The organism is Colwellia sp. MT41, assembly GCF_001444365.1.
Lineage (GTDB): Bacteria > Pseudomonadota > Gammaproteobacteria > Enterobacterales > Alteromonadaceae > Colwellia > Colwellia marinimaniae.
This window is the reverse complement of the sequence record NZ_CP013145.1, coordinates 654,162-680,581: the sequence shown is the minus strand read 5'-3', so window position 1 is coordinate 680,581 and position 26,420 is coordinate 654,162. Positions and strand designations below refer to the sequence as shown.

Genomic DNA, 26,420 nt, shown 5'->3' with positions numbered 1-26,420 from the left:
TAATGACATGCAAACCCAAGTAATGTTTTATCTACTTAAAGATGAGGTAACAGACGACTCGGACCAAGAGTCTCGTTCTGCGCTCTATCATGCCTGTTTGCAAGCCAGCTATTTTTATCGGCAAAAGCAGCGGGTCTATATCTATACACAAGACCAGCAACATGCTGAACAAATTGATGAAATGCTGTGGGCATTTGATAGCGACAGTTTTGTCCCGCATAACCTCGTTGGTGAAGGTCCAAAACAAGGCGCAGCTGTTGAAATAGGTTTTCAAGCACCGCAAGGGCGTCGCTCTGTGCTTATTAACTTGACCAGTACTGTGCCTAACTTTGCTAATCAATTTCAATTTATCGTTGATTTTGTACCTAGTGATGAAACACTTAAGCAACAAGCGAGAGAACGCTTTAAAACTTGCCGACAATGGGGTTTTCAAGTAGATAACCAAGCGGTAACCGTGCCAAGTGATGTCTCAAGCGAAGCCACTAAGTAGCCGCCACCTTGCACAAAAATAAACACCAAGACAAGCTCGAAAGCTAACACAAATACCATAAAAAATGAATTTTACTTTGCTGCACTTTTGCCTTGTTGAGCTTAACTGATAAGCTTTTACTGATAAAGAGTACGACAGCAAAACAACGAACAACTATTAAACCTATTAGCGGAAACTATGATGGAAAAAACCTTTAACCCGACCGACATTGAACAGTCCCTTTATACTAGCTGGGAAGAGCAAGGTTACTTTAGCCCTACAGGTAAAGGTGACAGTTACAGCATTGCGATTCCGCCACCCAATGTGACGGGTAGCTTACATATGGGTCATGCTTTTCAGCAAACCATCATGGATACCCTTATTCGCTACCAACGTATGCAAGGTAAAAACACCTTATGGCAAACAGGTTGCGACCATGCCGGTATAGCGACACAAATGGTAGTTGAACGTAAAATTGCCGCCGAAGAAGGCAAAACTCGCCATGATTATGGTCGTGAAGGCTTTATCGATAAAATTTGGCAGTGGAAAGAAGAGTCTGGTGGCACCATAAGTAAACAAATGCGTCGCTTAGGTAACTCCATTGATTGGAGCCGTGAACGTTTTACCATGGACGATGGTATGTCAGAAGCGGTACAAGAAGTATTTGTGCGTTTATTCGAAGATGATTTAATTTATCGTGGTAAACGTTTAGTTAACTGGGATCCTAAATTACATACCGCTATTTCAGATTTAGAAGTAGAAAACAAAGATAAAAAGGGTCACATGTGGCACTTGCGCTATCCATTAGCTGATGGCGAAAAAACTGCCGAAGGCCTTGATTACTTAGTGGTTGCCACTACCCGTCCAGAAACCATGTTAGGTGATACTGGCGTTGCTGTTAACCCTAAAGATCCACGTTATAAAGATCTTATTGGTAAAAACATATTGTTACCTTTAGTGAATCGCTTAATTCCCATTGTTGGTGATGACCATGCCGATATGGACAAGGGCACCGGTTGTGTAAAAATCACTCCCGCTCATGACTTTAACGATAATGAAGTGGGTAAACGTCATGCGCTACCACAAATCAATATTCTAGATAAAAATGCCGCTATTTTAGCCAACGCTGAAGTATATGATACCAAAGGCGAAATTTCTGATGTTTACAGCACTGAATTGCCTAGCGAATTTGCCGGTATGGACCGCTTTGTTGCCCGTAAAGCCATTGTTGCTAAATTTGATGAACTCGGTTTATTGGTTGAAGTTAAAGATCATGATTTAGTTGCCCCTTACGGCGATCGCTCTGGTGTTATTATTGAGCCATTATTAACAGACCAATGGTATGTGCGGGTAGAAAAGCTAGCAGGTCCTGCCGTTGATGCCGTGAAAGATGGTCGAATTGAATTTGTACCAAAACAATACGAAAACATGTATTTCGCGTGGATGAACAACATTCAAGATTGGTGTATTTCACGCCAACTGTGGTGGGGACATCGAATCCCAGCTTGGTATGACGAGAACGGTAAAGTGTATGTTGGTCGTACTGAAGCAGAAGTACGTGCTAATAACCCCATTAGCGACGACATGAAACTACGCCAAGATGAGGATGTACTTGATACCTGGTTCTCATCTGCACTGTGGACTTTCTCAACCCTAGGTTGGCCAAAAGAGACTGAAGACTTAAAAACTTTCCACCCTACCGATGTACTGGTAACAGGTTTTGACATTATTTTCTTCTGGGTTGCCCGTATGATCATGATGACCATGCACTTTAACAAAGATGAAAACGGTAAAGCACAAATTCCATTTAAAAAAATCTATATGACCGGTCTTATTCGCGATGAAAATGGCGATAAAATGAGTAAATCTAAAGGCAATGTGGTTGATCCATTAGACATGATTGATGGCATATCCCTTGAAGACCTTTTGAAAAAACGTACCGGCAATATGATGCAGCCTAAAATGGCCGCTAAAATTGAAAAACTAACGAAAAAAGAATATCCAAACGGTATTGAAGCACACGGCACTGATGCGCTACGTTTCACCTTAACCTCAGTTGCTACCACTGGCCGTGATATTAGCTGGGATATGAAACGTCTTGAAGGTTACCGTAACTTTACCAATAAACTATGGAATGCTAGTCGTTATGTAATGATGAATACCGAAGAGTTCGATTGTGGTCAAGCTTCAGAGAATGGAGCTAGGGGAGCAATGGAATTATCACTGGCTGATCGTTGGATCATCGGCCAATTTGAGCAAACAGTTAAAACTGTTCATGAAGCCTTTGACTCATTCCGCTTTGACTTAGCTTCACAAGCGCTTTACGAATTCACTTGGAATCAATTTTGTGACTGGTATTTAGAGTTAACCAAGCCGGTATTATTCAAAGGTAATGAAGCACAGCAACGTGGTACTCGTCATACATTAGTCAATATATTGGAAAGCTTATTACGCTTAATGCATCCCATTATGCCCTTTATCACGGAAACTATTTGGCAGCGTGTGCAGCCATTAAGCGACTTTGCCAAGGTTGGTGATTCTATTATGATTCAAGCATTCCCTCAGTTTGATGAGAGTAAGTGCGATCAACAAGCTATTGATGACTTAGAGTGGGTAAAACAATTTATTGTTGCCATTCGAAATATCCGTGGCGAAATGGATATATCACCCAGTAAAGCATTACCGGTATTACTTAAAAACGTTAGCGAAGAAGATCAACGTCGTTTAAGCAACAACGAGCAATTTTTATTAACACTAGCCAAACTTGACAGTATTACTCTATTAGCTGACAACGAACAAGGTCCAGCGTCCGCATCAGCGGTTATCGGTGAGCTAACGGTACTTATACCAATGGCAGGTTTAATCGATAAAGAAGCTGAGCTAGCTCGTTTAGATAAAGCCATGGATAAGCTTGAAAAAGATGCGGCGAGAACACGTGGTAAGCTTAGTAATGAGAACTTTGTTGGTAAAGCACCGGCAGCGGTTATTGAAAAAGAAAAGACAAAATTGGCCGAAGCTGAATCGGCTCTTGCCAAAATGCTTGAGCAAAAAGAGCAAATAGCCGCACTCTAATTTATAACAGTGCTCAAGTTTAAAAAGTGACAACTGGTCTAACGAGTTGTCACTTTTTTATTCCCCCCCCCTGCTCAGATATCCCATCACTGTATTGCCACTAACTTTGATAACTACTCTCATTTAAAACTAAGAAATGTTGAACTAATCCAGTTTTTTATAAAGCATATTAAAAATAACTATGCTAGACTACTTTTGCGTTGAGTTCTTGCGTTGCAGATGAAGGTTTATACTGACTTTTGTTGTAGGTTTTCTATCTGATGCACTAAAGTGTACTGATATACTTGAATATTCTACACAGGCGGATTTAAACAATGCAAACTATTGTTTGAAACAATGATTGTGTCGAATATTGGTTTGTTTCCTTCCTCTTCCTGTACTTTTTGGTAGAGGGCATTTACTCGGGTAAAAACGGATTCTAGCCATTTTGGACTAGAGCCACATTATTATTTTATGACTACGGGAAAATGTTAGTATGTCTGATACAGTTACTGGTAAAGTTAAATTTTTCAACGAAACTAAAGGTTTCGGTTTTATAGAGCAAGAAAATGGTCCTGACGTGTTTGTTCACTTCAGCGCTATCTCTGGAGACGGTTTCCGTACTCTAGCTGACGGTCAAGCAGTTACTTTTACTGTTAAACAAGGTCAAAAAGGCCCTGAAGCAGAAAACGTACTAGCTGTATAAGTTTAACTTATTAAGCTAATCTAAAAAAACGAAGTATGAGTTTAACTCGTCCTTCGTTTTTTTGTGTCTGTTGCTTTATTTCTCCCTTCCTCTCTACTTAAACGCTGCAGCATTACCTCGGCGACTTTAGCTCATTAGCTTACCTACCGTGATTGCTGTGTAAAGTTCTACTGCCTCAACAATCGATACCCTTACCGCCAAAGATTCCTTGACGACTCTAGCTCACCTTATACCGTCCTTTTATTAATAACTGCACAGTCCAAATCAAACCGGTTAAACAGAACAAAAAAGTTAATATGGCAAAAAAGCTGATCAGCCAATGATTAAAACCGCCACTAGGCTTTCCCCAAAGAATTGGGTAATCCATAAAGTGCAGCATAAAGAAAAAATCAACAAAACGTTTATCTTCATTACTGTGGCCCACTAAACGACCGGAGCTGACATTGATATAGACACTGGTATCCAGTTCATCAATAAAGTTTACTCGCCATAAATTATTCTGCTCCTTTAAAAAATCAGCAATGGGTGGCATAACCAGCAATACCTCAGCTATTTTTCCTGAGCCACGGTAACTCGATTGTGCCAGCGCTGACGCCATGTCAATATCTATTAATTTCACTGTGCCCGTATAAGCATCAACTAAGCTAAAGTGACTGTCAAAATGACTATATAAACCTTTATCATGGGTTAGTAAATAATATGGCTGTCCAAGTCGCTGCACCAAGGTTATCTCGCTAGCAGGTGAATTACTGGCTCTTAACACCCGTTGAGGGTTAAGCAAGCGGTGATGATCTATATCCTGGCTAACTAATGCTTGCCTATATTGATTCCCACCCGCTTTATCATGATCCATCAAGTTAAAAAACAACCCAGTGCCAAGCCAAATAAATAACTGCATAAAGACCAGTAAGGATAACCACTTATGCAGTGACTTGATTGTCGAAAGCGTAAATAATTTAGAACGTTTTTTATTAGGTTTTTTCATTAGCTGCCCCTCCTCCCAGTCGGCTTAACTTAATTCGACGAGACTTGCCTTTATTACGCTTGTTCTGTGCAGGAGCAAGACGATAGTAAGTCAGTACTAGGCCAAATATACTGGCGAGAAAAGCCAATACAGAGACAATAAGTAATAGTTTATTGTCTGGCGATTCATCAATATAGTCCATCACGTGAAAAGCAAACATCCAGTCGAATATTCGCCAAAAGCTATGCCGCTTGGTCACTAGCTGAGCAGAGTTGGCACTAATATAAAAACTTGGGCTAGCAAAGTGATCAAAATCGATACGCCACACCGGCAGGTGGCGAGCACTTAGCTCTCTGGGTGGCTCTGCTGTAATTAACTGCACGCTACTGATCACTGCATTTTTATGCGCATAGTTTTGCTTGGCAATTTCAGTCGCTAGGCTCTTATTGATCGGCGAAAGTTGCTGACCATCTTTGGCAGAGATGATCACTTTTTCTTTATTAAGGCTAAAACGGTAGACCGCTTGCTTTAACATAAAACCAAGTTCGATATTTTTGGCCTGAGCATGCTCTGCCAATAACTGCCGAAAGCTATATTGAACTTGCTCTGGCTTTAAACTTTGTTTTTTTGCTGCAACGAAGGAATCACCATGAATATAATCAATATCCATTAACACCATATAAGTCCCGGAAGCGGACCAAACGATAAATTGCAGGCCAACAAATAACATCAACCATTTATGATATTTCCGACTGTTACGATGTAATGTCACTGAGGATAAACGCCTAAATTTCGCTTAAAGCATTAACTAACATTGCCTTTATTTGTTCAATAATAGCTTGATTTGTTTTACCATCAAAATCACTTATACGCGGGGTATGGATATGGCCGGTGGGAATAGTTGAATCAAGCTTATTACGCAGCACAATACTACGATAAGAAATTTCATTAGAAAGGTAGCCACCGCCGCCGCCCTGCACTGACACTTTATCGCTAAGTTCCCTTAAGCTATTGGCGCTAATATCTTTCGCTTTACCTGATTCGAGTATTGTTACGCCACGATTATCATTAATTTTATACTTGCCGTTAGCTTTCATCATCGCTTGATAAGGTAGACTAAACAAGACAAATTCATCTCCCCTTAGTGGCACTCTAAGTAAGCTTGGTACTAAGGGATTAGTTTTATTAGCGCCAGTATAAACATTGACATTATCAGGTGCGGTTGCGCTGCGTCTTAGCCCTGGAAAGTGCTCTAAATCAAAATCACTACGCCCCATTGAGATGGTAACAATCAAGTCAACACTATTAAGGGCATAAAAAGGCGCCAGTAGGCTTTCAATTTCTCCTTGATCAAAATCGCCATAACGCACCGGTATCATAGCGGTATTAATTTCTGCGGTGATTGTTTTTTTAACCCCAGCTATGATGCCCTGATATTCGATAACGGTACCATCAAGTAATAAAGCGGCTAAACCCGATGGATTAGACTGTTTAATATTTATATCAAGAAAAAAAGGGTCGAAGCCGGTTAATAAAATACGCTTATCCGTAGCCTTGCTATAAGCTAAATCACTACGGCCACGAGAGCTATTTTCAAAAACTTCCAATAAAACAGCCAACTCAGATGTAGTAAAGCTGCTAAGCGAAGTTTTGATAAAGGAAAGCATAGCTAACCTGGTCCAGTATAAAGGCCTGTCATCTACTAGCTTGCCACTTTGAGCTTGAACCTTGCTGTATTGCCAAAGTTCATCACCCAGTTGATTCACCGCGCGTTGAGCAACAGCATAATCGGTAACTTTTAACCAATTCCCCTTAAAAGCAGACCAGTCAAAGTAATCAGTTAGCTCCGGCATAGCCAGTTGCGCTTTTGCTACACGCTGCTCTTCAATGGTTAAGGTAATTTGGGTGCTACTATCTGAATGATTATCAACAGATGCTAGAGCTACTGCACTTAGACTAGCGGTCGATAGTGAAAATAAAAATACGGTCAAAAGTCTCATAAGGCTCCAATATATCAAGGTTAAAAATGTAATTGTAAGGCTCTGTTGTAGAACACTGTTGTCTATAATGTAACACACTGATTTAAAAGAAGGTGTTGCTGATGTGATAAGATCGAGCTTCACAAGCATGACGGTATATGGATATACCCTTATTAGACAGTGCAGGAGCACACTGTCCTGATGCTTGTGTGGAGCCCCATGGAGGTTTATGCGTCTCGCTCGTTTACTCAACAACACCAAGCTACAACAGAGCCAATTGTAAACATCTATTAAGCATACCTTGTAACTGGTATGTAAATACCACTTAGGCTAGCACTAAAGTTTTATCGATTGTAGCTATATAAAGGACCTATATAAATTAAAAAATATAAAACTTTATTTTATTATAAGTTTAAACTTTAATTACAATGACTAACCAGCATATATGTAAACCTAACCACCAAGATTGATCAAAAAACATACCAATAGTCCAATGAATTACATTGCCTTTACAAATGTAACAAATTAGTATGTGTACGAATTATCTATACAAAAAACATAGTTTTCCTCTGCCATTAACTATCTTGAAGAGAACTATTAACCTCATAAGGATATACTGTGAACTGTAATAAACACCTAATAGCGCTAGCACTTGCTTCTGCTCTTGGCGCTTGCTCAGATAGCTCTGATGCAATACCTAAATCTATTATTATACCTGAACCTGTTGTTATAATTGAAACCACCATTAATGGTAAAGGCATTAAGGGTGTCTTAACCAATGCTGTTGTAACAGTGTACAAGTTTGTTGATGGTAGCCCCATTGCCTTATCAGAGACAGAACTTAAAGAGGCTAATATAAGCACCGACGGGGAAGGTAACTATACCTTTACCGTATTAGATTATGATGGCCCAATTAAAATCGAACTATCTCCAAGTACTGATCCTGCTAATCCAACCACTATGACTTGTGATGCTCCTGCAGGCTGTGGTGATACAGCTTTTGGCAAGGAAATTGATTTAACGGCTGTTGATCCTGACTTCAAATTATCTGCTATTTCAATAGTTGATAGTAACAGTGATGGCAAAGTTAAAGTTAATATTTCCGCTTTAACCCATCTAGCCTCAGTATTAATCGAAGCAAGCGATGACGGTGTTACTGCCGAGACAGTAACCGAGAAATCAGCACTAATTGCCAGCACATTTGGTATTGACGGAGATATAACTCAATTAGAGCCAACAGTCACCGATGATGCCAGCGCAGTTGCTGCAGAAGACAATGCGGCTGAGTTAAGATATGGTTTAATTAATGCGGGGATTATGGCAGCATTATTCTCCGGAGAAACCGATGACTCAGGTGTGTTATCAAGTAAGCTTGCGCAAGTGGCTGCTGATTTAATAGCAAATGATGGTGCTTTCTTAGTTATCCAAGATGAAGATGATGGTTTTGAATTAGCCTTGTCAGATGTGCTTGCCGGTGCCAGCGATGCAGCCAAACTAGCAGCAGATACAATTGCAGCTGACGATACTTTAACAACTACCTTGAACTTGGTACAACTCGAAACACAACTTGTCAATGAACAAGCTTATCAAGAAGCAAATGTCGGTGAAGATGGCTTTGCCACCGTTGTTATTGATGTACCTACCGAAGGTGATGCTGTAGCTAAAGCGAAAGCTATGGTCAGCGATATACGCTTGTTTAGCCATTTGTTTAATGACGAAACAAGCGAAGGTGCTGGCATAAAAACCCAAGGTGATGAGTATGTTGCTCTGCTCAATAATGCCGGCATCATGATCCAAGCAGAAATTGAAAACTTTGAATTGCTTGCCCAAATTAGCAATGCCTTAGCCGATCTAAGCTTGCAATACGATGCAGGAACTCTAAGCCCTACATCAGCAGCTGCAGGGGTATCTATTGCTAGTTACCTAACAACTGCGGGGGCTGTTGGTACTATCACTTTTGATGAACGCACAGCAACTAATGGCATTCTGTTTAAAGTTAATGCCGTAGCCGGTAATGAAAAGGCAACATTAACTGCATCTGCTGAATTCTCAGATGACAAGAAAAGTATTACCTTAACAATTGAGGGTTTACTTGAGTCTGCCGGTGCTGTATTTACTTTACATGAAGGCAGTTTCGCTCGGGTTAATTTAGATACAACAACGTCTCGAGATGCATTAGAAAATGATACTTATGAAGGTAAAATCATCTCTGGTGAACTAGAGCTGACCTTATCATTAGCACAAAAAGCCACAGACTTAGTACCTAACCCAGTAACCTTTGAAGGTATGGTAAAAACTAAGTTACTACTTGTAGAAGAGCGTGTACTTAATGAACGCTGGGATTGGGACAACCAAAACCAACAAGATATAATCAGCTATGGCCGCCCTGAACTAGAAACCTTTGTATTACCTGAAATGTTAACCTTAAGTGGCGCTTTTAGCTCACTTAAAGGTGATTTAATCAGTGCCACCTTAACGGTAAATATTAATGGCTTAGATACTTATAAAGCGCCTGAGTTTAAATATATAGGTAAAGAAGTTGCTGACGTGGTTAGCATTACTTTCTCCGCTGACTTAAATACTATAGTGATCACCGAAGCAGATAAGGTTTCAGATGAACAACAAACTGTAGAAACGCGAGTATTTACATCTGGACAAACAGTTGGAGAGTGGAGCGCGACAAGCTCTGTTGTAACCGCTAATCCTGAAAAACATTACTGGGGCACAGGTATTGAGCGTAAGATAATTACTAAACGTTTCGATTCTGGTATAGAAGAGCAAGGTATTCTTTATACCCGTGCTTATATCACCGGTGAAGAAGAAAGTAGTTATGGGGTAAAATCAGTTCGCATCACTCCTGTAGATCATGACGGTAATGGCACAACAGATGCTTATTATTTTGAAGCAATAAGTAATTTTTGGGATGATAAAGAGTATGATGGTACAAGCTTTGCTACTTTAATGGATGCAAATGGCAATATACTAACCAGTGATGGTAACCCACATAACTGGGACACTGTTTGGTCACTAGATGAATTCGATAGTATCGAAGCCTTTATGAAAAATAATTCTTATCAACTTATTGCCAACCCATTAACAGTAACTAATGGTGCCGAGTTATTATCGCAAACTATTACTAACTGGTGGCAAGATCAACGCAGCTTAACGATTGATGAACTTGGTCAGGTTACTTTCTTCTTTAACGAAGATGAATTGACTGATATTGCTGCAGGAGAGTTTACTGAATTAAACCCGATATCATACCTAACGCAACCTTTAATCAAAGACGCCTTAACTATTGCAGTTAGCGCTGATACAAATACAGTAACAACCTCTTTTGATGATGCCAGTACAAAGACCTTCACTTTTACCGGTGGAAAAGGTAGCGACTTTAACTTCAATTCAGACAATGACAATGGTAATAACAGATCAATCTGGTCTAAGGTAACCCCCATTGACGGTTTAGATGTTCCGCAAGTAATTATCAGCCACATGATCCAATTTCCATGGAATGAATTGAGTATACAACTTAAATTCATGCCGGTGGATGATCAACAAGCAAACGGTGAAGCAGGCCCTGATGGTATAGCCGATAGAATAGAAGTTTATTATATTGGTGGTTGGGGTAATACCTTCAATGATGATGGCGTGCTAATCGATGGCAATGGTGATATTAATGCGTTTAACGACCAAAGTTGGCCGATCACCCAATTCGATACTGTCCCTAATGATGCTTACGCTAACTTCTTTTGGACTGAAGCATCATGGGGTCACATAGGGTGGAATCCACTACCCTTTAACCCACTAACAGTAGCTAGTGCCTTAGATGTTTATAAAGCCTTAATCATGAATGATTGGGATAATAGCATCAGCGACTACATTGATGACATTGGTAAAGTTGAAGTTAACTTTGATGAAGACAAACTTGACTTGCTGGTTGCCGACAGCACCACCATGTTTGATGGCTATAACACTGAAGCTGATTCTGACAACGTTTTTGAAGACGAAGATACCTTCCTGAACGTTAATGCAGCATTAACCTTAGAAGCTATCTTAGGGGATTATGAAGTGAAGATACAACTTTCAGGTGAGCGCACAGCACTTGAAGCAGGTATTTTCGATCTTGCCATGAGTTATCGTTTACCCGGTGAAAACGCACAGCGTTCATTCACAGTACATTACAATACCGAAGAAGAAGGCAGATTAACCGCCAATAACTTTGAAGGTGTAGTATTAGTACTTAATGAGCCAGATGAAGATGCGACAGGTATACAAATACTAGGGCATATACTTGTTGGTCCAACAGCGATAGTAGCTGCAACGATTGAAGATAGAGATGGTATAATCATGATTGTATATGCTGATACTGACGGTGATGGTATACATGAAGAAGAAACTTTATAACTTTTACGTTGCTATTAACTACTAAACAATAGCAATTTAAGTTAAATTAAAATGCCAGTCAGTAATGACTGGCATTTTTTATAAGCTAACAAATGATCATTTTCTGCCAATAAGGAGTATTAGTGAAGATTAATTTACTTTGTGCTGTTACTTTAACTTTTTTATTTACCACTCTTTGGGCAGATAAGGGTTACGCAAATAATAAACAACTCAATAACGATCATGTTTCAGCTTATGTATTAAGTGAGTCATTTAGTAATATTTTACCGATAAAACAACTTATTGATGATGAGTGGCAACAAGCCCCCGCAACAGATTCAAGTATTGGTTTTACTCAAAATGAAACTGGCTTAAAAGCTTATTGGGGAAATATATCTTTTAATATTGCTCACCGTGTCGATTATTTTGTTTTTACCAACCCCGATACCGCGCAAGCTTTCTATTTAGAGCGCACTGACCAAGCACTAACCACACAAGATAGTTATCAACTTGCATTGAGATTACATCACCAACGTAGCAATGGATTTAGGCTAGGTTATCAATGGCAGTTTGAAAGTTTTTCTACTGAAATTAATGTCGGCTACTGGGATGTTAGCGCCACCAGAGAGTCACAAATTACCGGTGAAATTTTTGGTGATGAAGATAATAATATTACTGGCACAGCTCAGCTAAGAGAGCTTTACAGTGATAAAAATTTTTTAAAACGTGGCAATAATGATAGCTGGGACATTGATGGTTATGGCGTAACAGTTGATTTATTTGTTCATTGGCAAGTCAATAATGACCTAGCATTTACCCTTGATATAAAAGATTTATATTCACGGTTTAACATGAAAAAATTAGGTTATAGTGAAGGTACGGTGGATACCGATGGCACTTTTATTAATAGTTTAGGGGGCAAGTCTTACTTACCTTTATATAGAGGAGTCGCTGGCTATAAAGATTATCAATTCGATCTGCCAGAAAACGTTAACTTATTTGCCCATTATCAAGCAGAGCATATATCTACTAAATCTATTGCTAGCCGCTATATTGTTCGTTATAAACGTCAAGGTGAAGTTAACTTTTATTATGCCGGTGTAGGTTTTACTTATAAGCAAAGTAACATCAGACTATTGCTAGATTTAGAACACCTATCTCCTGAAATTCAATATAGCAACTCATGGTTTGCTCTGAAGTTTGCTATTGATGATATTGATATAGAGAAAGCGATGCAGTTTTCTTTGGGGTTATCAGGACACTATACTTTTTAAAAGTAAAGGTACTTACTACAAGCACCCTTTACTTTAATCATTAATACCAATGTAAGTGGCTAATCCGCAATATATTCAACAACTTCTAGGCCAAAACCAGACAGTGAGTGGTACTTGGTTTGTGAACTTAATAAGCGCATTTTACTGACACCTAAGTTAGCCAGTATTTGTGAACCAACACCAACATTACGTGAGCCAACATGACGGTTAATTTCTTTTACCACTTCACCGGCATCAATTTGGGCATATTTTTCTACCAAATTAATTAACTCAGTTGGTGATTCATGTTTACCTAGTAATACCAGTACACCACCTTCTTTAGCAATTTTTTCCAAAGCACTTGCTATTGGCCAAGTAGCCACACTTTCACGCTGGCTAAAGAGTAAGTCACGGAAAGTATTTTCTAAATGCACACGTACAAGTGTCGGCTCATCGGCCTTAATTTCACCCTTAGTTAAAGCAAAGTGTGCTTGACCATCGATGGTGTCTTTAAATACGGTTAAATCAAATTCACCAAAAGCCGTCGGTAATTTACACTGCGATATACGCTCGATAGTCGTTTCAGTGGCATTTCTAAATTCAATTAAATCAGCTATGGTGCCCATTTTAATATCATGTTTTTGTGCGATAATTTCTAAATCCGGACGACGTGCCATGGTGCCATCTTCATTTAAAATTTCGACAATAACAGCCGCAGGTTCAAAACCCGCCATGCGTGCTAGATCAACACCTGCTTCAGTATGCCCGGCACGATTTAACACACCGCCATCTTTTGCAATTAAGGGGAAAATATGACCCGGTTGCACGATATCAAGATGTGTTGCGCCTTTAATGGCGGCAGCAAGTACCGTCGTAGCGCGATCAGCGGCAGAGATACCCGTAGTAACCCCCGTTGCAGCTTCAATTGACACGGTAAAGTTGGTGCTAAATTGTGCATCATTTTTATCTACCATCAAGGGTATTTTTAATGCTTCACATTTTTCACGGCTCATTGGCATACAAATTAAACCACGCCCATGGGTTGCCATAAAGTTAATCGCTGCAGAGGTCACTTGTTCAGCGGCCATAATGAAGTCACCTTCATTTTCCCTATCTTCATCATCCATTAAAATAACCATTTTACCTAGGGCGATGTCTGCGATGATTTCTTGTGGGGTATTTAATTTCATTTCGGCCTCTTTGATGGCTAGCTATATTGTTAGCGCCATTTTACTGTGCGTATTTGTTATATTTTAGTGAGTTCATCCATTATATGCACTCATCATTTGTTTGTTTAGCTTAAGTTGTTCACTTTAATTAGTTGCTTAGCTTTATTTTAAAACCTGGCTATTTGATAAAGCCCGCTTTTAATAACATAGCTTCACTAACGTTTGACCGTGGTGCTGACTCTTTTTGCTCACTTTTAGTGAGTAAGCGTTCTAGGTAGCGGGCAATTAAATCCACTTCAATGTTCACCTTAGTACCCACTTGATAGTCCCCAAAGATGGTTGATTTTACTGTGTGCGGCACTATGGTCAGTCGAAATTTACCTACTGAACCATCCTCAGCCAACGCATTTACCGTTAAGCTAGTACCATCAATAGTTACTGAACCTTTTTCAGCAATATAATGTGCTAAATCACCTGGCATGCTTAACCAGTATTCAATACTGTTACCATTGTTATTAATCGCTAATATTTCACTAACACCATCGACATGACCTGAAACCATATGGCCGCCAAAACGTGTGCTTGCTAACATAGCTTTTTCTAGGTTCACTTTACTACCCACTTGATAGTTGACAAAACCGGTGCGCTGTAAGGTTTCATTAGAAACATCGGCGCTATAACTACCATTGCCTTTGCTGTTATTAACCTCAACCACAGTAAGACAAATACCATTAGTTGCTATGGAGTCACCCAGTTTAACATCACTCATATCCAAATCATGGGTAGCGATAACTAAACGAGCACCTTGGGCATTAACATTGATGGTTTTTATAACACCAACCGCTTCGATAATTCCTGTAAACATAGACTTCTCTATTTAATTTTTTGTTTGTTTATTTATTAGCTGTTAGTTGGCTAGTGATACGAATATCGCCACCGACCATACGAATATCACTAATGGTTAATGCCTTAGCTTGATTTAACTTTGTTATCACTGGCATTGCCACTAAATTTTTACCGTCACCCCCCATTAACTTAGGGGCTTGATAAAGAATAAGTTCATTAACTAAATCTTGCTCAATAAAGGCACCACTTAACTGTGCGCCTGACTCAATTAAAATATCATTGAGTCCTCGCTTTGCTAGTAGTGTTAACAAAGCGGGCAAATCTATTTTAAATTTTCCCTGGGCGTTTTTTACCACAGGTAATTGCACTTGTTCTACGAAATGAGGCCATTTTGGTAAGTTTTCAAGATTTGTTGCACATTTATTTTCAATTTTTGCATGAATAATCAAAATTGGCGAGTCATGTTCGAATAAAGCGAGATCCGGCGTTAGCCTATTTTGACTGTCGATAACAACACGTAATGGTTGACGCAGCGTCTCTTTTGCATAGCTATTTTTTAATTCACCTAACTCAGACCAACGTACCGTCATTTTAGCATTATCAAAAATGATTGAATCGGCACCGCTAATAATAGCGCAACTCTGCGCCCTTAAACGTTGCACATCTTGGCGAGCAGCACTTGACGTTATCCATTGACTTTCGCCACTGGCCATGGCGGTTTTTCCATCAAGGCTAGCTGCTAATTTACAGCGCACATAAGGACGTTTATTTTCCATCAGATGAATAAAGCCGACGTTAAGTGCTTTTGCACCTTGCGCTAACAAACCTGATTGGACCTTGATGCCGGCTTGTTCTAACAGGGTTAAACCATTACCGGAAACTTGTGGATTTGGGTCAACCATGGCAGCAATAACATGGCCAACACCGGCAGCAATTAATGCTTGTGCACATGGTGGCGTGCGACCAAAGTGGCTGCAAGGCTCTAAAGTAACATACGCCGTAGCGCCTTTAATTAAAGCGCTATGGTTAACGTTGGCCTCGGCTAAGGCATTCACTTCTGCATGGCCCTGCCCTGCTTTTTCATGGTAACCTGTACCAATAACTTTACCAACACCGCCTTTATAGCTCACTAATACACAACCTACCCTAGGATTGGGCGAGGTAGTAAAATGGCCTTTTTTCGCTAACGCTAGCGCCTGAGACATGAACAGGTGATCTTGCGCAGTAAAAGGGCTATCAGCCACACTAACATTCATATTATTTAACCACTTTAACTTGTTTGTTTTTCTGTGCCTTGCCGTTTTTTTCTTTACCTAAGCGCGTTATTTCATCGGCAAACTCACTGATATCTTCAAAAGATAAATACACCGAGGCAAAACGTAAATAAGCAACTTTATCTAATTTTTTAAGCTGTGCCATGATTAAATCACCTAACATTTCACTGCTTATTTCTCGCTCACCGGTAGCGCGCATTTGCGATTTTAACTTATTAATCGCCAACTCTATTTGTTCCATGCTAACCGGGCGTTTTTCTAGCGCACGGCTTAAACCACTGCGCATCTTATCTTCATTGAAGGGCTCTCTGCTGCCATCACGTTTAATTATGCGTGGCATAACTAACTCTGCATTTTCAAAAGTGGTATAACGTTCATGACAAGCTAAGCATTCTCGGCGACGGCGTACTTGATGGCCGCCAGAAACTAAGCGTGAATCAATAACTTTAGTGTCAACAGCTGAACAAAATGGACAATACATAGATTACCTACGAAAATTATAAACTAAAAGATACAAGCGGATAGTTTATGGAGAAAAACGAAAAATGGCCGCTCAAGGCGACCATTTTAATATAAAACATGTGATTAAGCTAAAGAAACTGGATTCAGGACAATATGCTCCCTGCATTGTCTAATAAGTAGCATCCGTGCCACGTCCGACAAAAGACTTCGGCAATGACGGTAGTTTGTTATTAACTTAGTTATCCCGAGTAGCTATTTTTGGTAAACAGGGAAACGGCTACATAACTCTTTAACTTGACCTTTAACACGGGTAATAACGTCTTCATTGTTGATGTCATCAAGAATGTCACAAATCCAACCAGTTAACGCTTTAGTTTCTTCTACAGCAAAACCACGACGAGTGATTGCTGGTGTACCTAAACGTAAACCTGAAGTAACAAACGGAGAACGAGTATCGTTTGGTACTGAGTTTTTGTTTACCGTGATGTTTGCTTTACCTAAAGCAGCATCAGCATCTTTACCTGTGATATCTTTATCGATTAAATCAAGCAGTAATAAATGGTTTTCAGTACCGTTAGAAACAACTTTGTAACCACGTTCTTGTAATACCTCGACCATAGCTTTAGCGTTATCTAAAACACCTTGCTGGTAAACTTTAAATTCAGGCTCTAATGCTTCTTTAAATGCTACCGCTTTCGCAGCAATGATGTGCATTAATGGGCCACCTTGGCCACCAGGGAAAACTGCGCTGTTAAGTTTTTTGTAAATAGCTTCGTCATCACAAGCAGAAACAATTAAACCGCCACGTGGACCAGCTAATGTTTTATGGGTAGTTGTGGTAACAACATGAGCGTGTGGTAATGGGCTAGGGTAAAGACCTGCCGCCACTAAACCGGCAACATGAGCCATATCAACGAAGAAGATAGCGTCAATTTTATCAGCAATCTTACGCATACGTGCCCAATCAACAACACCTGAGAATGCTGAGAAGCCGCCGATAATCATTTCTGGTTTGTGCTCTAGCGCCAAACGCTCTAATTCTTCGTAATCAATATCGCCAGTTTCTGGGTGAAGGCCATATTGAAATGCTTCATATGACTTACCAGAGAAGTTTACATGTGAACCATGAGTTAAGTGACCACCATGTGCCAAGCTCATACCTAATACTTTTCCGCCTGGTGTAACTAAGGCTTGAAAAACAGCAGCGTTGGCTTGTGAACCCGCGTGAGGTTGAACATTGGCATAAGTAGCGCCAAATAATTCTTTTGCGCGGTCAATGGCTAATTGCTCAACAACATCAACATACTCACAACCACCGTAATAACGTTTACCCGGATAGCCTTCAGCGTATTTGTTAGTAAGCTGAGAGCCTTGTGCTTCAAGAACACGCGGGCTACAGTAGTTTTCAGACGCAATTAACTCAATGTGCTCTTCTTGACGAACAACTTCATTGCTTATTGCTTGAGCAAGTTCCGGATCAAAATCGGCAATATTCATATCACGAGTAAACATGTTTTATTCCTTAAGTATTTCAGCCCAAGGCTGCAAACTATGCCCTACTACTTCTTTATAAAGCAATGAGGACATACAAAAATTAGTGGCAGTATACTGCCTGATTTTTGCCAGTATGTACACGGCAAAACGGGCTAGTTTTAGTACAAATTATACTGTTATATAGCGTAATTTGTTAAGCATAGTACTTAGAAGTGCGATAAAAGCTTTCACCAAAATAAGCAAACAGACTATAACCAATAAAAAACCAAGATACAACGAATATAAAACAGCTTAAACAATAAAAATCCGAACAATAAACAACTAAATTAGTAAAGTGCAAATATTTCATGCTGCATGATAAATTCATTACCTTATTAATAATGAAACGGCGCTATCGATATTTACACGATAGCGCCGTTCATGAGTTCTTTGTTACTTGTCAGTACTTTGATCTTTACCTATGAGAGATTGGTTACTTAGTCTATACAGAAGAAAGCTGTGTTAACTCTTTTTTTCGCTTTTGTTGGATAGCGTGAGTAACAAACCACATGAGCAAAACAAATAGATTGAAGACTGCAATATATGGCCATGGAGATTTTTCAGACTCACTACCCAGAACAAATAAATAAGCATTAACAAAAGGTACGCTAAATACTCCAGAATATTTACTCAACTGATAATATTTTATTGATGATTCACAGGCTGCAATTGCATTACTTACAGCTCTATCAGGACTATCACAGCTTTGCTGCCAAGTTCGTAATCGAATTTTTATTTCATAATAAACAAACACTGGCGATAAAAGACTACCTACACCTAAATAAATAATCGTTGCTTTATCAAACGCACCTTGAAGTAAGCCGACAAGAAAAAAGCCAATAAGCCCTAATGTTGCAACAACATTAAGCCCTAACAAAAACTTAGCCCAAAAAGTGCGCTTTTTTGTTTGCTTAAGCAAAGCTTGAATATCAGTTTTTTCATAAGGCTGACTTTGCCAGTCTCGAGCAAGTAATAGCCAGTTTTCATCTAATGCTGGCTCATCTGCTGGCGGAGATTTTTTATCTTTTTCTGAACGAGGTACATTTTTTTGGCGAGGTAATGAAAGTACATCAATCTGGTTTGTTTTAACAATAACTCCATCAGTAGTTTCTAGTTTATTGGGCTCTACCGATGATGTATCTTCATTTTCCAATACTGATTTATCCATTTTCTGCTCCCTCCAACAACTGTGCTAATAATGTTTTAGCACGTTGTAACCTCACACCCACTAAATTGGTAGTTATCACTAAAATATCCGCTATTTCTTGATAACTCATACCTTCTAAAGCCAGGGTTATCACTTGTTGTTGCTCAAGTTTTAACTGACGAATTGCATTAGCTAATTTTTGTTGTCGCTGACTCTGGTTAAGTGATTGATAAGGCGTTTTCTGTGTTGTTGCTATATTTTCAACTTCAGCACAACTTTCTATATCCGAGGTTTTAACTGTTTTCACCGCTTTGGCAACATGGGTAGCTAAAACATTATGAGCGATACGCGCGACAAAGGTTTTAACCGCAGCGTCTTGACGAAACTTAGGCAAGGCACGCCAAATGTTTAACGCTATTTCTTGAAAAAGTTCATCTTGTATAGCAAGTTTTGCTTCAAAACCGGTAATAATATGACGAAGCAGTTTTTCATGCTCCGTCATCCACTCGGTAAATACAGCTTGATTATCTACATATTTAACCTCTGAATAAGAGCATTCCAAACTACTTTCCTTGTATTCAATCCCCTCAGCCGTAGCGGAAGATAATTGAGCTTTAGATAATATTAATTTACTAGAATTTAACATATTAATTGCTTTTAGCTCAGCTCTTATTCAGTTACTTGCATTTAATCATCAAGACCTTTACTAGCTTAACGCCATCACCACTTTTTCTGATTTCAAGCGCACAGACAAAATAACAACTAACGCAGCGATAAGCGCGACAGTAATTGCAGTTGTTGCAGCAAAGGCAAACCAGTCAATAGGTAAACCTTTAAAGATATCTTCCATTAATAATGAATGCCCCGCGATCGGTGCGTAATTTAACCAAGCAGGTTTACTGTCCATAAACATCATTGCGTAAGGAATAGTGGTTGGTACCACAATTAACATGCTCACCGTTGCTTGCGCTTCTTTAAAGCTTTTGGCTTGAAAAGCAAAAAACAACTGTAAAATTGCCGCGAAAAAACATATTGGAATAAGCAATAACATCAATACAGAAAATGTTGCTAAATCTATATTAAAAGACATACCTAGTTTGCTTAAATCAATAAAATTCGTGGCAAACGACGTCAAGCTGAGCATAATAGCGATAGACAAAATACTAACAGAACTAACACAGGTCATTTTAGCTAACACTATTTTTAAGGTGCTTACCGGTTGGCAAAGTAACATTTCTAAAATATTACGTTCACGTTCACCGGCACTTGAGTCAATAGCAATAGATAAACCTGATACAAAAGCGACCAGTAAAAGGGAAATACCTAACATTATAGAGATCATCATAGCATTAGAGCTAGGCAGAGCAGTATCTTGTATTTGCAGCGCAATAGGCTGTAATAACTTGGTATCAATACCGCGCACCAATAAACGTTTATAACCAATTTCTAGTGAATGCTTTTGTATAACACCATCAATACGCCTTAGTGGCGGCGCTAATGATTGCTCGGTAAAATCAGCTCGTAAAATAATATCAATCACTTTACCCTGCGCCATGCGTTCACTGTAATGCTCAGGGATGATCAGCTCAATGCTTTGCTGTTGCCACTGACGTTTATCCTCGCTCGGCACATCGGCAAATGCTAATATATTTTTATCTTGTAGTGATTTAATTAACTTCGGCGCGTATTCAGTGCCAGTAAAGTGTACATAAATCGCTGGGTTGTCAACATTCTTTGCGATCAGAATGTTAACCACTATTACCATCAGCACGGGTACAAAAAAGGCCATACTTAACGCAACCATCAAGGCACGTTTATCACGATATGCTTCTTTAAATTCTTTAATTAACAAGGCATTAAATTGTCTTATGCTCGCATTCATTATGCTGCTACTCCTTCATCTGAGCCAATGAGCTTAAAAAGAATGCACTCATGTACGAACAACGCGACCATCAAGGCACGTTTATCACGATATGCTTCTTTAAATTCTTTGATTAACAAGGCATTAAACTGTCTTATGCTCGCATTCATTATGCTGATACTCCTTCATCTGAGCCAATTAACTTAAAAATAATGCACTCATGTACGAACAACGCGACCATCAAGGCACGTTTATCACGATATGCTTCTTTAAATTCTTTAATTAACAAGGCATTAAATTGTCTTATGCTCGCATTCATTATGCTGCTACTCCTTCATCTGAGCCAATTAACTTAACAAAGGCATCTTCTAATAATTTTTCACCGGCTAAATCACACAGCTCTTGTGGTGTACCTTCTGCGGCCAACTTGCCGTTAGCAACAATAATGACCCGATCACATAAAGCAGCTACTTCTTGCATTACATGTGATGAAAATAAAATGCAGTGGCCTTTTTCTTTATGCGCTGCTAAATAGTTACGCAAAATACGGGTACTCATTACATCTAAACCACGGGTCGGCTCATCCAAGACAAAGTTTTTTGGTTGATGTACCAAGGCTTGTGCCAGAGTAACTTTCATACGTTGACCTTGTGAGAAACCTGTAGTTCTACGGTGCGCTAGTTCAGTCATTTCTAATTCTTTAAAAACGGTTTCGATAGCCTGATGCTTAGCTGCGCCGTGCATACCATGAATACTGGCAAAATAGTCCACTTGCTCATACGCCGTTAAGCGCTCGTACAAACCAAATTTATCAGGGAATATGCCCAAACTTTTTCGCACTGCTAATGGATCTTCCGCAACATTAATGCCATCAACAATTACTGAGCCTTCATCGGCTTTTAATAAACCATACAAGGTACGCAAACAAGTGGTTTTACCCGCGCCATTAGGTCCGAGTATGCCAGTAATTTCACCATCTTTAGCGGTAAAAGATAAACCGTCTAAGGCTTTTACTGTAGTCTTTTTTGAGACAAAACTTTTATGTAAATTCTTTACTTCAATCATGATTATTCCTTTACTGCTTGAGCAATGTTTTTTTCAACCGTACTGATCACGCTGCCATTTAAGCCGGTCATAAAGGACTCCTCAGGCAATTCACTTAAACAACTTTCATCTAATGTCTTCGGCATTAAACTGCTTAAAAATTCATTAACAAGGCCAACCGCACATTTTGTTGATGCCACAATGTGCGCAGTATTTTTAACAACAATATGATGGCTATTGGGCAAGGTTGCCGCTGACTTTTCACCATTGCTTGGCGGGGTAACAGGGTCTAACTCACCTGATAAAATAAGCGTTGGAATATTAGCCGTTATCGGCATATAAAAATCATCACTTACGGAGTACGTTGGCCACACTGCACAAGCATCTTGCATAATTTTGTTGCTAAAATCTTTAGCAAAATCATTAATGGCATCATCTTTAAGCATCTGCTCAGACATTCTTGGCATATCTTCATTACAAACAATATTCAGATGCAAACCAATATAAATACCCATACCTTCATCGGTATCAGTTTGCGCAATTAACCCTGCGAGTGGTTTAAAATCGCCAATACTGGCTTGATGAATGATTAAAGGTACCAGTGAGCGACCTGTTAACGAATAAAGCTGCATTTGCAAGGTAGAAATAAACTTAGTGTCGTTAATAATAAATTCCGTTGCCGTGCCAAGCCTTGGATGGCTAATAATCACCTTAGCAGGGCTTTGCGCTAACTTGGCAACCACATTTTTAAATTCTTGTGCTAAATTGGGGTAGGCTTGCTGGCACGCTTTATCTTTTTGGCAATTTTCTAATAACAGTTTGAACGATCTCGCGGCGCTTTGACCAAAAAGACCAATAGGCACTTCTACCGGTGCAACGCTGTCTAGTACCACACTATTGAGCGATTGTGGAAACAAACGCATATACACTAGTGCTGCACGAGTACCGTAAGAGCCGCCGTAAATATTAATTTTTTCATGACCCAAAGCCGCGCGCACAGCATCAAAATCTCGAACAGCGTTTTCAGAGGTAAATTGTGCTAAGTCAAGCTTGTCGTCTGCGGTTAACTGCGCTAAACAATCTTTTACTTCTTCGTTAGTAAAGTCTTCAATCAAGCTAGTGTAAGGGTTAATGCCAACCTTATCTTGACACTGTAAGGGGCTAGAAGCACCTGTACCGCGTTGGTCAACTAAAATAATATCGCGAGATTTACGAATTTCATTGAAATTTCTAAATATATGCGCTGATAACTCAACTGCGCCTTGGCCTGGCCCACCAGCAAGAAACATTAACGGAACTTTATTATCACTATTATTAATGGCTGGCAGTATTGAAAAGTTTACTGAGATTTGTCTGCCTTGCGGTTTTTGGTAATTTTCAGGTACTTGCAATGTCCCACATTTCACTTGTGAGCGTATTTCGCCTAAATGGCAATTCTCTAATGTTAATTTATTATCACTCGCCCAGCTTGTTGCGCTAATGGATAACAAGCCGAGAGTAAAAAGTTTTTTCCACGTTCTTTCCCACATCGTTTTCATTTTATCTTTCCTTAATAAAGCATCCAACAGTTAGTCTTCACCTTTTCAAATTTATTACAAAAAATATAAAAAAATCTCAAAATAAAGATAACATCAAGATAAAATATAAAGAATAACTAACAAGAAACACCACTATTGAGTATTTATCGCTAGCTATAGAGATGAAATCAACAATAAAGAAATCCGACCAGTTAATGCTTAATCCCCCCGAAAGTTAACAACAAGCAAGTAAATTGTGTCTTTATCCATCATAAGGATAAAAAAGATTAAATAGCCATTCCCAAACACCTAAATAAGGGATATGGTTTAGTCATCTCTTATTTAAATTGGTGCTAAGGATTACATATGGACTTAAATCAGTGGGTAGATGAATTATTTGAAGTGTTTGATGAAGATAAAGATGGCGTAATTAATCGTACTGAGTTTGTTGAGTTGATTGATGTATTACTGCAAGACAAAGGTATTCGCATGTGTGAGACCATCTTTAATCGCTTTGATAAAAATCACAGTAACTCTATCTCTAAAGATGAATTAAGAGACATGGTTATTGAGTTAGCCCTGTAATAAATAGCGCTGGCACTGCATGGCTAAACGAGCTTTAGCCTTAAACTTACTCTTCAAACAAAACTCTTTCTTTGCTTTATAATTGAGCGTACACTTGTACACTCAATTAATTGCAGCGATTAACTATGCCTTCCCAGAAAAACAGTCCTACAGACAATTGTCAGCCCACGTCCTATAGCCGTCGTGAAGAAGCTCTAAATGCCATCAGCCATGCCTTTGGCCTAATACTCAGTTGCTTAGCACTGTTTTTATTATTAAAAAACAGTCAGGGTGATATTAACCGCATCATCAGCTTCAGTGTCTTTGCTAGCAGTGGTATTTTACTCTTTTTAGCATCAACCCTTTACCATAGTTTAACCAATGAACGCGCTAAAAGTGTCTTCAAACTACTCGATCACTGCGCAATTTATTTACTCATTGCTGGCACCTATACACCACTGTTCGCCATCACTTTAGCAGGCCCACTTGGCTATACCTTATTAGCATTGATTTGGCTATTTGCGCTTGCAGGGATTATTTTTAAAATAAAATTTGGCAATAAGTACAAGAAAGTATCCTTATGCACTTATTTAGCCATGGGCTTTATTTCCTTAGGAGTTTTAGCTGAATTATATCAGGCATTACCTGAGCAGGCCGTTAATTTGTTAGCCTTAGGCGGGCTGATTTATTGTCTGGGCGTATTTTTCTATGTCAAAAAAACAGTGGCTTACACTCATGCTATTTGGCATCTTTTTGTTCTAGGTGGCGCTACCTGTCACTTTTTGATGATTTATTGGTATGTTTAACATCTAGAATATAGTTAAAAGTCTAATTTAAAGAAAAAAAAGCCGCACTCTTTATTACTAGTAATAAAGAGTGCGGCTTTTTAATGTTTAGCTGTTAATGCCCCCAGGCAATAACAATGACACTTAGCTAAAGTTTATTTAAGCTAGACTTAACTAGACTAAGTTATTAATAGCTATTTCTTGATTCACGTCAGCGTCATAATCAACACCAGCAATACCAAAACCAAACAGTTTTAAGAATTCTTGATGATAAGCGACGTAATCGGTTAATTCATCAATGCTATCAGTATCAACACTGTTCCAAATATCGGTAACACGTTGTTGAACACTATCTTCTAATTCTTTATAGTTTTGACGGAAACGACCTTGCTCATCTAGACGAGGAGAGTCACTATAAATATTCTCTTTAAATAAGTTCGAAATTTGTTCGATACAACCTTCATATGTACCATCAGCTTTCATCACTTTGAACATAGCTGAAATATATAGCGGCATAATTGGAATAGCTGAGCTTGCTTGGGTAACCACAGCGTTTAATGAAGTAACGCGGGCTTTACCGTTTAAATCAGCGGTTGCGGCATTAATTGCCGTTGCTGCTCGGTCTAAATCTTCTTTCGCTTTACCAATAGTCGCTTTACCGTAAATTGGCCACGTTAACTCTTTACCAATGTAGGTGTAAGCGACGGTTTTAACACCTTCGGCTAAGACACCGGCGTCAGCAAGCGCGTTCATCCACAGTTCCCAATCAGCGCCGCCCATGACATCAATAGTACCTTGAATTTCAGCCTCATTTGCTGCTTCAACAGAGATTTCATCTATAGTACGCTTTGAGGTATTTAGGTTCTTAGTGGTAACACTTTGACCTATTGGCTTTAACGTTGATACATATACTTCACCGGTATCTGGATCAGTTCTACGTGGCGATGCCAATGAATAAACCACTAAATCAACTTTACCCATATCAGCTTTAATGGCTGCAATCGCTTTGGCTTTTATTTCATGAGAGAAAGCATCACCATTAATATTTTTAGAGTAAATGCCGGCTGCATCAGCTGCTTTTTGAAATGCTACTGTGTTATACCAACCAGCAGATGCTGTTTTTCTTTCTGACGGCGGTTTTTCAAAGAAAATGCCTAAGGTTTGTGCATCATAAGCAAAAGTAGCGGTGATACGTGAAGCTAAACCATAACCAGTAGAAGCACCAATAACTAAAACATTTTTAGGACCAGAAGTCGCTGATGTTTGCGCTTTAACGTAAGAAATTTGCTCATTTACATGGGCTTCACAACCTACTGGGTGAGCATTAGTACAGATAAAACCACGAATTTTTGGTTTGATAACCATAAGTAAACCTTTTTATTTATATTAGTGACTCAGCTAGAGTGATGCCAT

The 26,420-nt window shown here is 39.2% G+C and carries 23 protein-coding genes; 7 read left to right on the top strand and 16 right to left on the bottom strand.

Annotated features, from left to right (window positions below; genetic code table 11):
* Positions 1-7: 7 nt before the first annotated feature.
* The 3 genes from CMT41_RS02920 (at position 8) to CMT41_RS02910 (ending at position 4,226) form a co-directional block, all read left to right on the top strand.
* Positions 8-490, top strand: a complete 483-nt coding sequence (locus CMT41_RS02920) for a DNA polymerase III subunit chi (protein WP_057179675.1) — start codon at positions 8-10, stop codon at positions 488-490.
* 180 nt (positions 491-670) lie between these two features.
* Positions 671-3,541, top strand: coding sequence for a valine--tRNA ligase (locus CMT41_RS02915; RefSeq protein WP_058026300.1), 2,871 nt, complete (start codon positions 671-673; stop codon positions 3,539-3,541).
* 475 nt (positions 3,542-4,016) lie between these two features.
* Positions 4,017-4,226: a cold-shock protein gene (locus CMT41_RS02910; protein ID WP_011041587.1), complete on the top strand. Its 210-nt coding sequence runs from the start codon at positions 4,017-4,019 to the stop codon at positions 4,224-4,226.
* Between the two features lie 217 nt (positions 4,227-4,443).
* Here CMT41_RS02910 and CMT41_RS02905 read toward each other — a convergent pair whose 3' ends face one another.
* The 3 genes from CMT41_RS02905 to CMT41_RS02895 are packed head-to-tail and all read right to left on the bottom strand — an operon-like array spanning position 4,444 to position 7,190.
* Positions 4,444-5,211, bottom strand: a complete 768-nt coding sequence (locus tag CMT41_RS02905; protein ID WP_058026299.1) for a PepSY domain-containing protein — start codon at positions 5,209-5,211, stop codon at positions 4,444-4,446.
* Entirely contained in the window at positions 5,198-5,962 is a 765-nt protein-coding gene (locus CMT41_RS02900; protein ID WP_232300003.1) for a PepSY domain-containing protein, read from the bottom strand. The genes CMT41_RS02905 and CMT41_RS02900 overlap by 14 nt, the downstream gene beginning before the upstream one ends.
* Positions 5,963-5,975: 13 nt before the next feature.
* A complete protein-coding gene (locus CMT41_RS02895) occupies positions 5,976-7,190 on the bottom strand; it encodes a hypothetical protein (protein WP_058026297.1) in 1,215 nt (404 codons plus the stop codon).
* Between the two features lie 597 nt (positions 7,191-7,787).
* On the opposite strand from CMT41_RS02895, the gene CMT41_RS02890 reads away from it, so the two are divergent.
* Both CMT41_RS02890 and CMT41_RS02885 read left to right on the top strand, forming a co-directional pair.
* Positions 7,788-11,573 (top strand): hypothetical protein, encoded by a 3,786-nt coding sequence (locus CMT41_RS02890; RefSeq protein ID WP_057179671.1) that lies wholly within the window; start codon positions 7,788-7,790, stop codon positions 11,571-11,573.
* Positions 11,574-11,695: 122 nt separating this feature from the next.
* A complete protein-coding gene (locus CMT41_RS02885; protein WP_057179670.1) occupies positions 11,696-12,826 on the top strand; it encodes a hypothetical protein in 1,131 nt (376 codons plus the stop codon).
* Between the two features lie 59 nt (positions 12,827-12,885).
* Here CMT41_RS02885 and ribB read toward each other — a convergent pair whose 3' ends face one another.
* The 12 genes from ribB to CMT41_RS02835 form a co-directional block, all read right to left on the bottom strand.
* Positions 12,886-13,995, bottom strand: coding sequence for a 3,4-dihydroxy-2-butanone-4-phosphate synthase (ribB, locus tag CMT41_RS02880; RefSeq protein WP_057179669.1), 1,110 nt, complete (start codon positions 13,993-13,995; stop codon positions 12,886-12,888).
* 157 nt (positions 13,996-14,152) lie between these two features.
* On the bottom strand, positions 14,153-14,839 hold the full coding sequence (locus tag CMT41_RS02875) for a riboflavin synthase (protein ID WP_058026296.1): 687 nt from the start codon (positions 14,837-14,839) through the stop codon (positions 14,153-14,155).
* A gap of 28 nt (positions 14,840-14,867) precedes the next feature.
* Positions 14,868-16,076: a bifunctional diaminohydroxyphosphoribosylaminopyrimidine deaminase/5-amino-6-(5-phosphoribosylamino)uracil reductase RibD gene (ribD, locus tag CMT41_RS02870; RefSeq protein WP_058026295.1), complete on the bottom strand. Its 1,209-nt coding sequence runs from the start codon at positions 16,074-16,076 to the stop codon at positions 14,868-14,870.
* A gap of 1 nt (position 16,077) precedes the next feature.
* Positions 16,078-16,575 (bottom strand): transcriptional regulator NrdR, encoded by a 498-nt coding sequence (gene nrdR / locus CMT41_RS02865; protein WP_057179666.1) that lies wholly within the window; start codon positions 16,573-16,575, stop codon positions 16,078-16,080.
* Positions 16,576-16,808: 233 nt separating this feature from the next.
* The gene (gene glyA, locus CMT41_RS02860) at positions 16,809-18,068 is read right to left on the bottom strand and encodes a serine hydroxymethyltransferase (protein ID WP_057179665.1); all 1,260 of its coding nucleotides are present in this window, start codon (positions 18,066-18,068) and stop codon (positions 16,809-16,811) included.
* A 463-nt stretch (positions 18,069-18,531) separates the two neighbouring features.
* Positions 18,532-19,257, bottom strand: a complete 726-nt coding sequence (locus tag CMT41_RS02855; protein ID WP_058026294.1) for a hypothetical protein — start codon at positions 19,255-19,257, stop codon at positions 18,532-18,534.
* Positions 19,250-19,882, bottom strand: a complete 633-nt coding sequence (locus CMT41_RS02850; protein ID WP_058026293.1) for an RNA polymerase sigma factor — start codon at positions 19,880-19,882, stop codon at positions 19,250-19,252. Before CMT41_RS02850 ends, CMT41_RS02855 begins: the two co-directional genes overlap by 8 nt.
* Positions 19,883-19,942: 60 nt before the next feature.
* Positions 19,943-21,118, bottom strand: coding sequence for an ABC transporter permease (locus CMT41_RS02845; RefSeq protein WP_058026292.1), 1,176 nt, complete (start codon positions 21,116-21,118; stop codon positions 19,943-19,945).
* Positions 21,118-21,267, bottom strand: a complete 150-nt coding sequence (locus CMT41_RS18930; protein WP_157466260.1) for a hypothetical protein — start codon at positions 21,265-21,267, stop codon at positions 21,118-21,120. The genes CMT41_RS02845 and CMT41_RS18930 overlap by 1 nt, the downstream gene beginning before the upstream one ends.
* Positions 21,267-21,416: a hypothetical protein gene (locus CMT41_RS18925; RefSeq protein ID WP_157466258.1), complete on the bottom strand. Its 150-nt coding sequence runs from the start codon at positions 21,414-21,416 to the stop codon at positions 21,267-21,269. The genes CMT41_RS18930 and CMT41_RS18925 overlap by 1 nt, the downstream gene beginning before the upstream one ends.
* Entirely contained in the window at positions 21,416-22,162 is a 747-nt protein-coding gene (locus tag CMT41_RS02840) for an ABC transporter ATP-binding protein (RefSeq protein ID WP_057179661.1), read from the bottom strand. The genes CMT41_RS18925 and CMT41_RS02840 overlap by 1 nt, the downstream gene beginning before the upstream one ends.
* Before the next feature lie 2 nt (positions 22,163-22,164).
* Complete coding sequence (locus CMT41_RS02835; RefSeq protein WP_058026291.1) at positions 22,165-23,679, bottom strand: alpha/beta hydrolase; 1,515 nt, start codon at positions 23,677-23,679, stop codon at positions 22,165-22,167.
* A gap of 345 nt (positions 23,680-24,024) precedes the next feature.
* Here CMT41_RS02835 and CMT41_RS02830 point away from each other — a divergent pair, with 345 nt between their 5' ends.
* Together CMT41_RS02830 and trhA are read left to right on the top strand one after the other, a co-directional pair.
* Entirely contained in the window at positions 24,025-24,243 is a 219-nt protein-coding gene (locus CMT41_RS02830) for an EF-hand domain-containing protein (RefSeq protein ID WP_057179659.1), read from the top strand.
* 125 nt (positions 24,244-24,368) lie between these two features.
* The gene (gene trhA, locus CMT41_RS02825) at positions 24,369-25,028 is read left to right on the top strand and encodes a PAQR family membrane homeostasis protein TrhA (RefSeq protein WP_057179658.1); all 660 of its coding nucleotides are present in this window, start codon (positions 24,369-24,371) and stop codon (positions 25,026-25,028) included.
* Between the two features lie 153 nt (positions 25,029-25,181).
* On the opposite strand, the gene fabV is transcribed toward trhA, so the two are convergent.
* The gene (gene fabV / locus CMT41_RS02820; RefSeq protein WP_058026290.1) at positions 25,182-26,372 is read right to left on the bottom strand and encodes an enoyl-ACP reductase FabV; all 1,191 of its coding nucleotides are present in this window, start codon (positions 26,370-26,372) and stop codon (positions 25,182-25,184) included.
* Positions 26,373-26,420 lie beyond the last annotated feature (48 nt).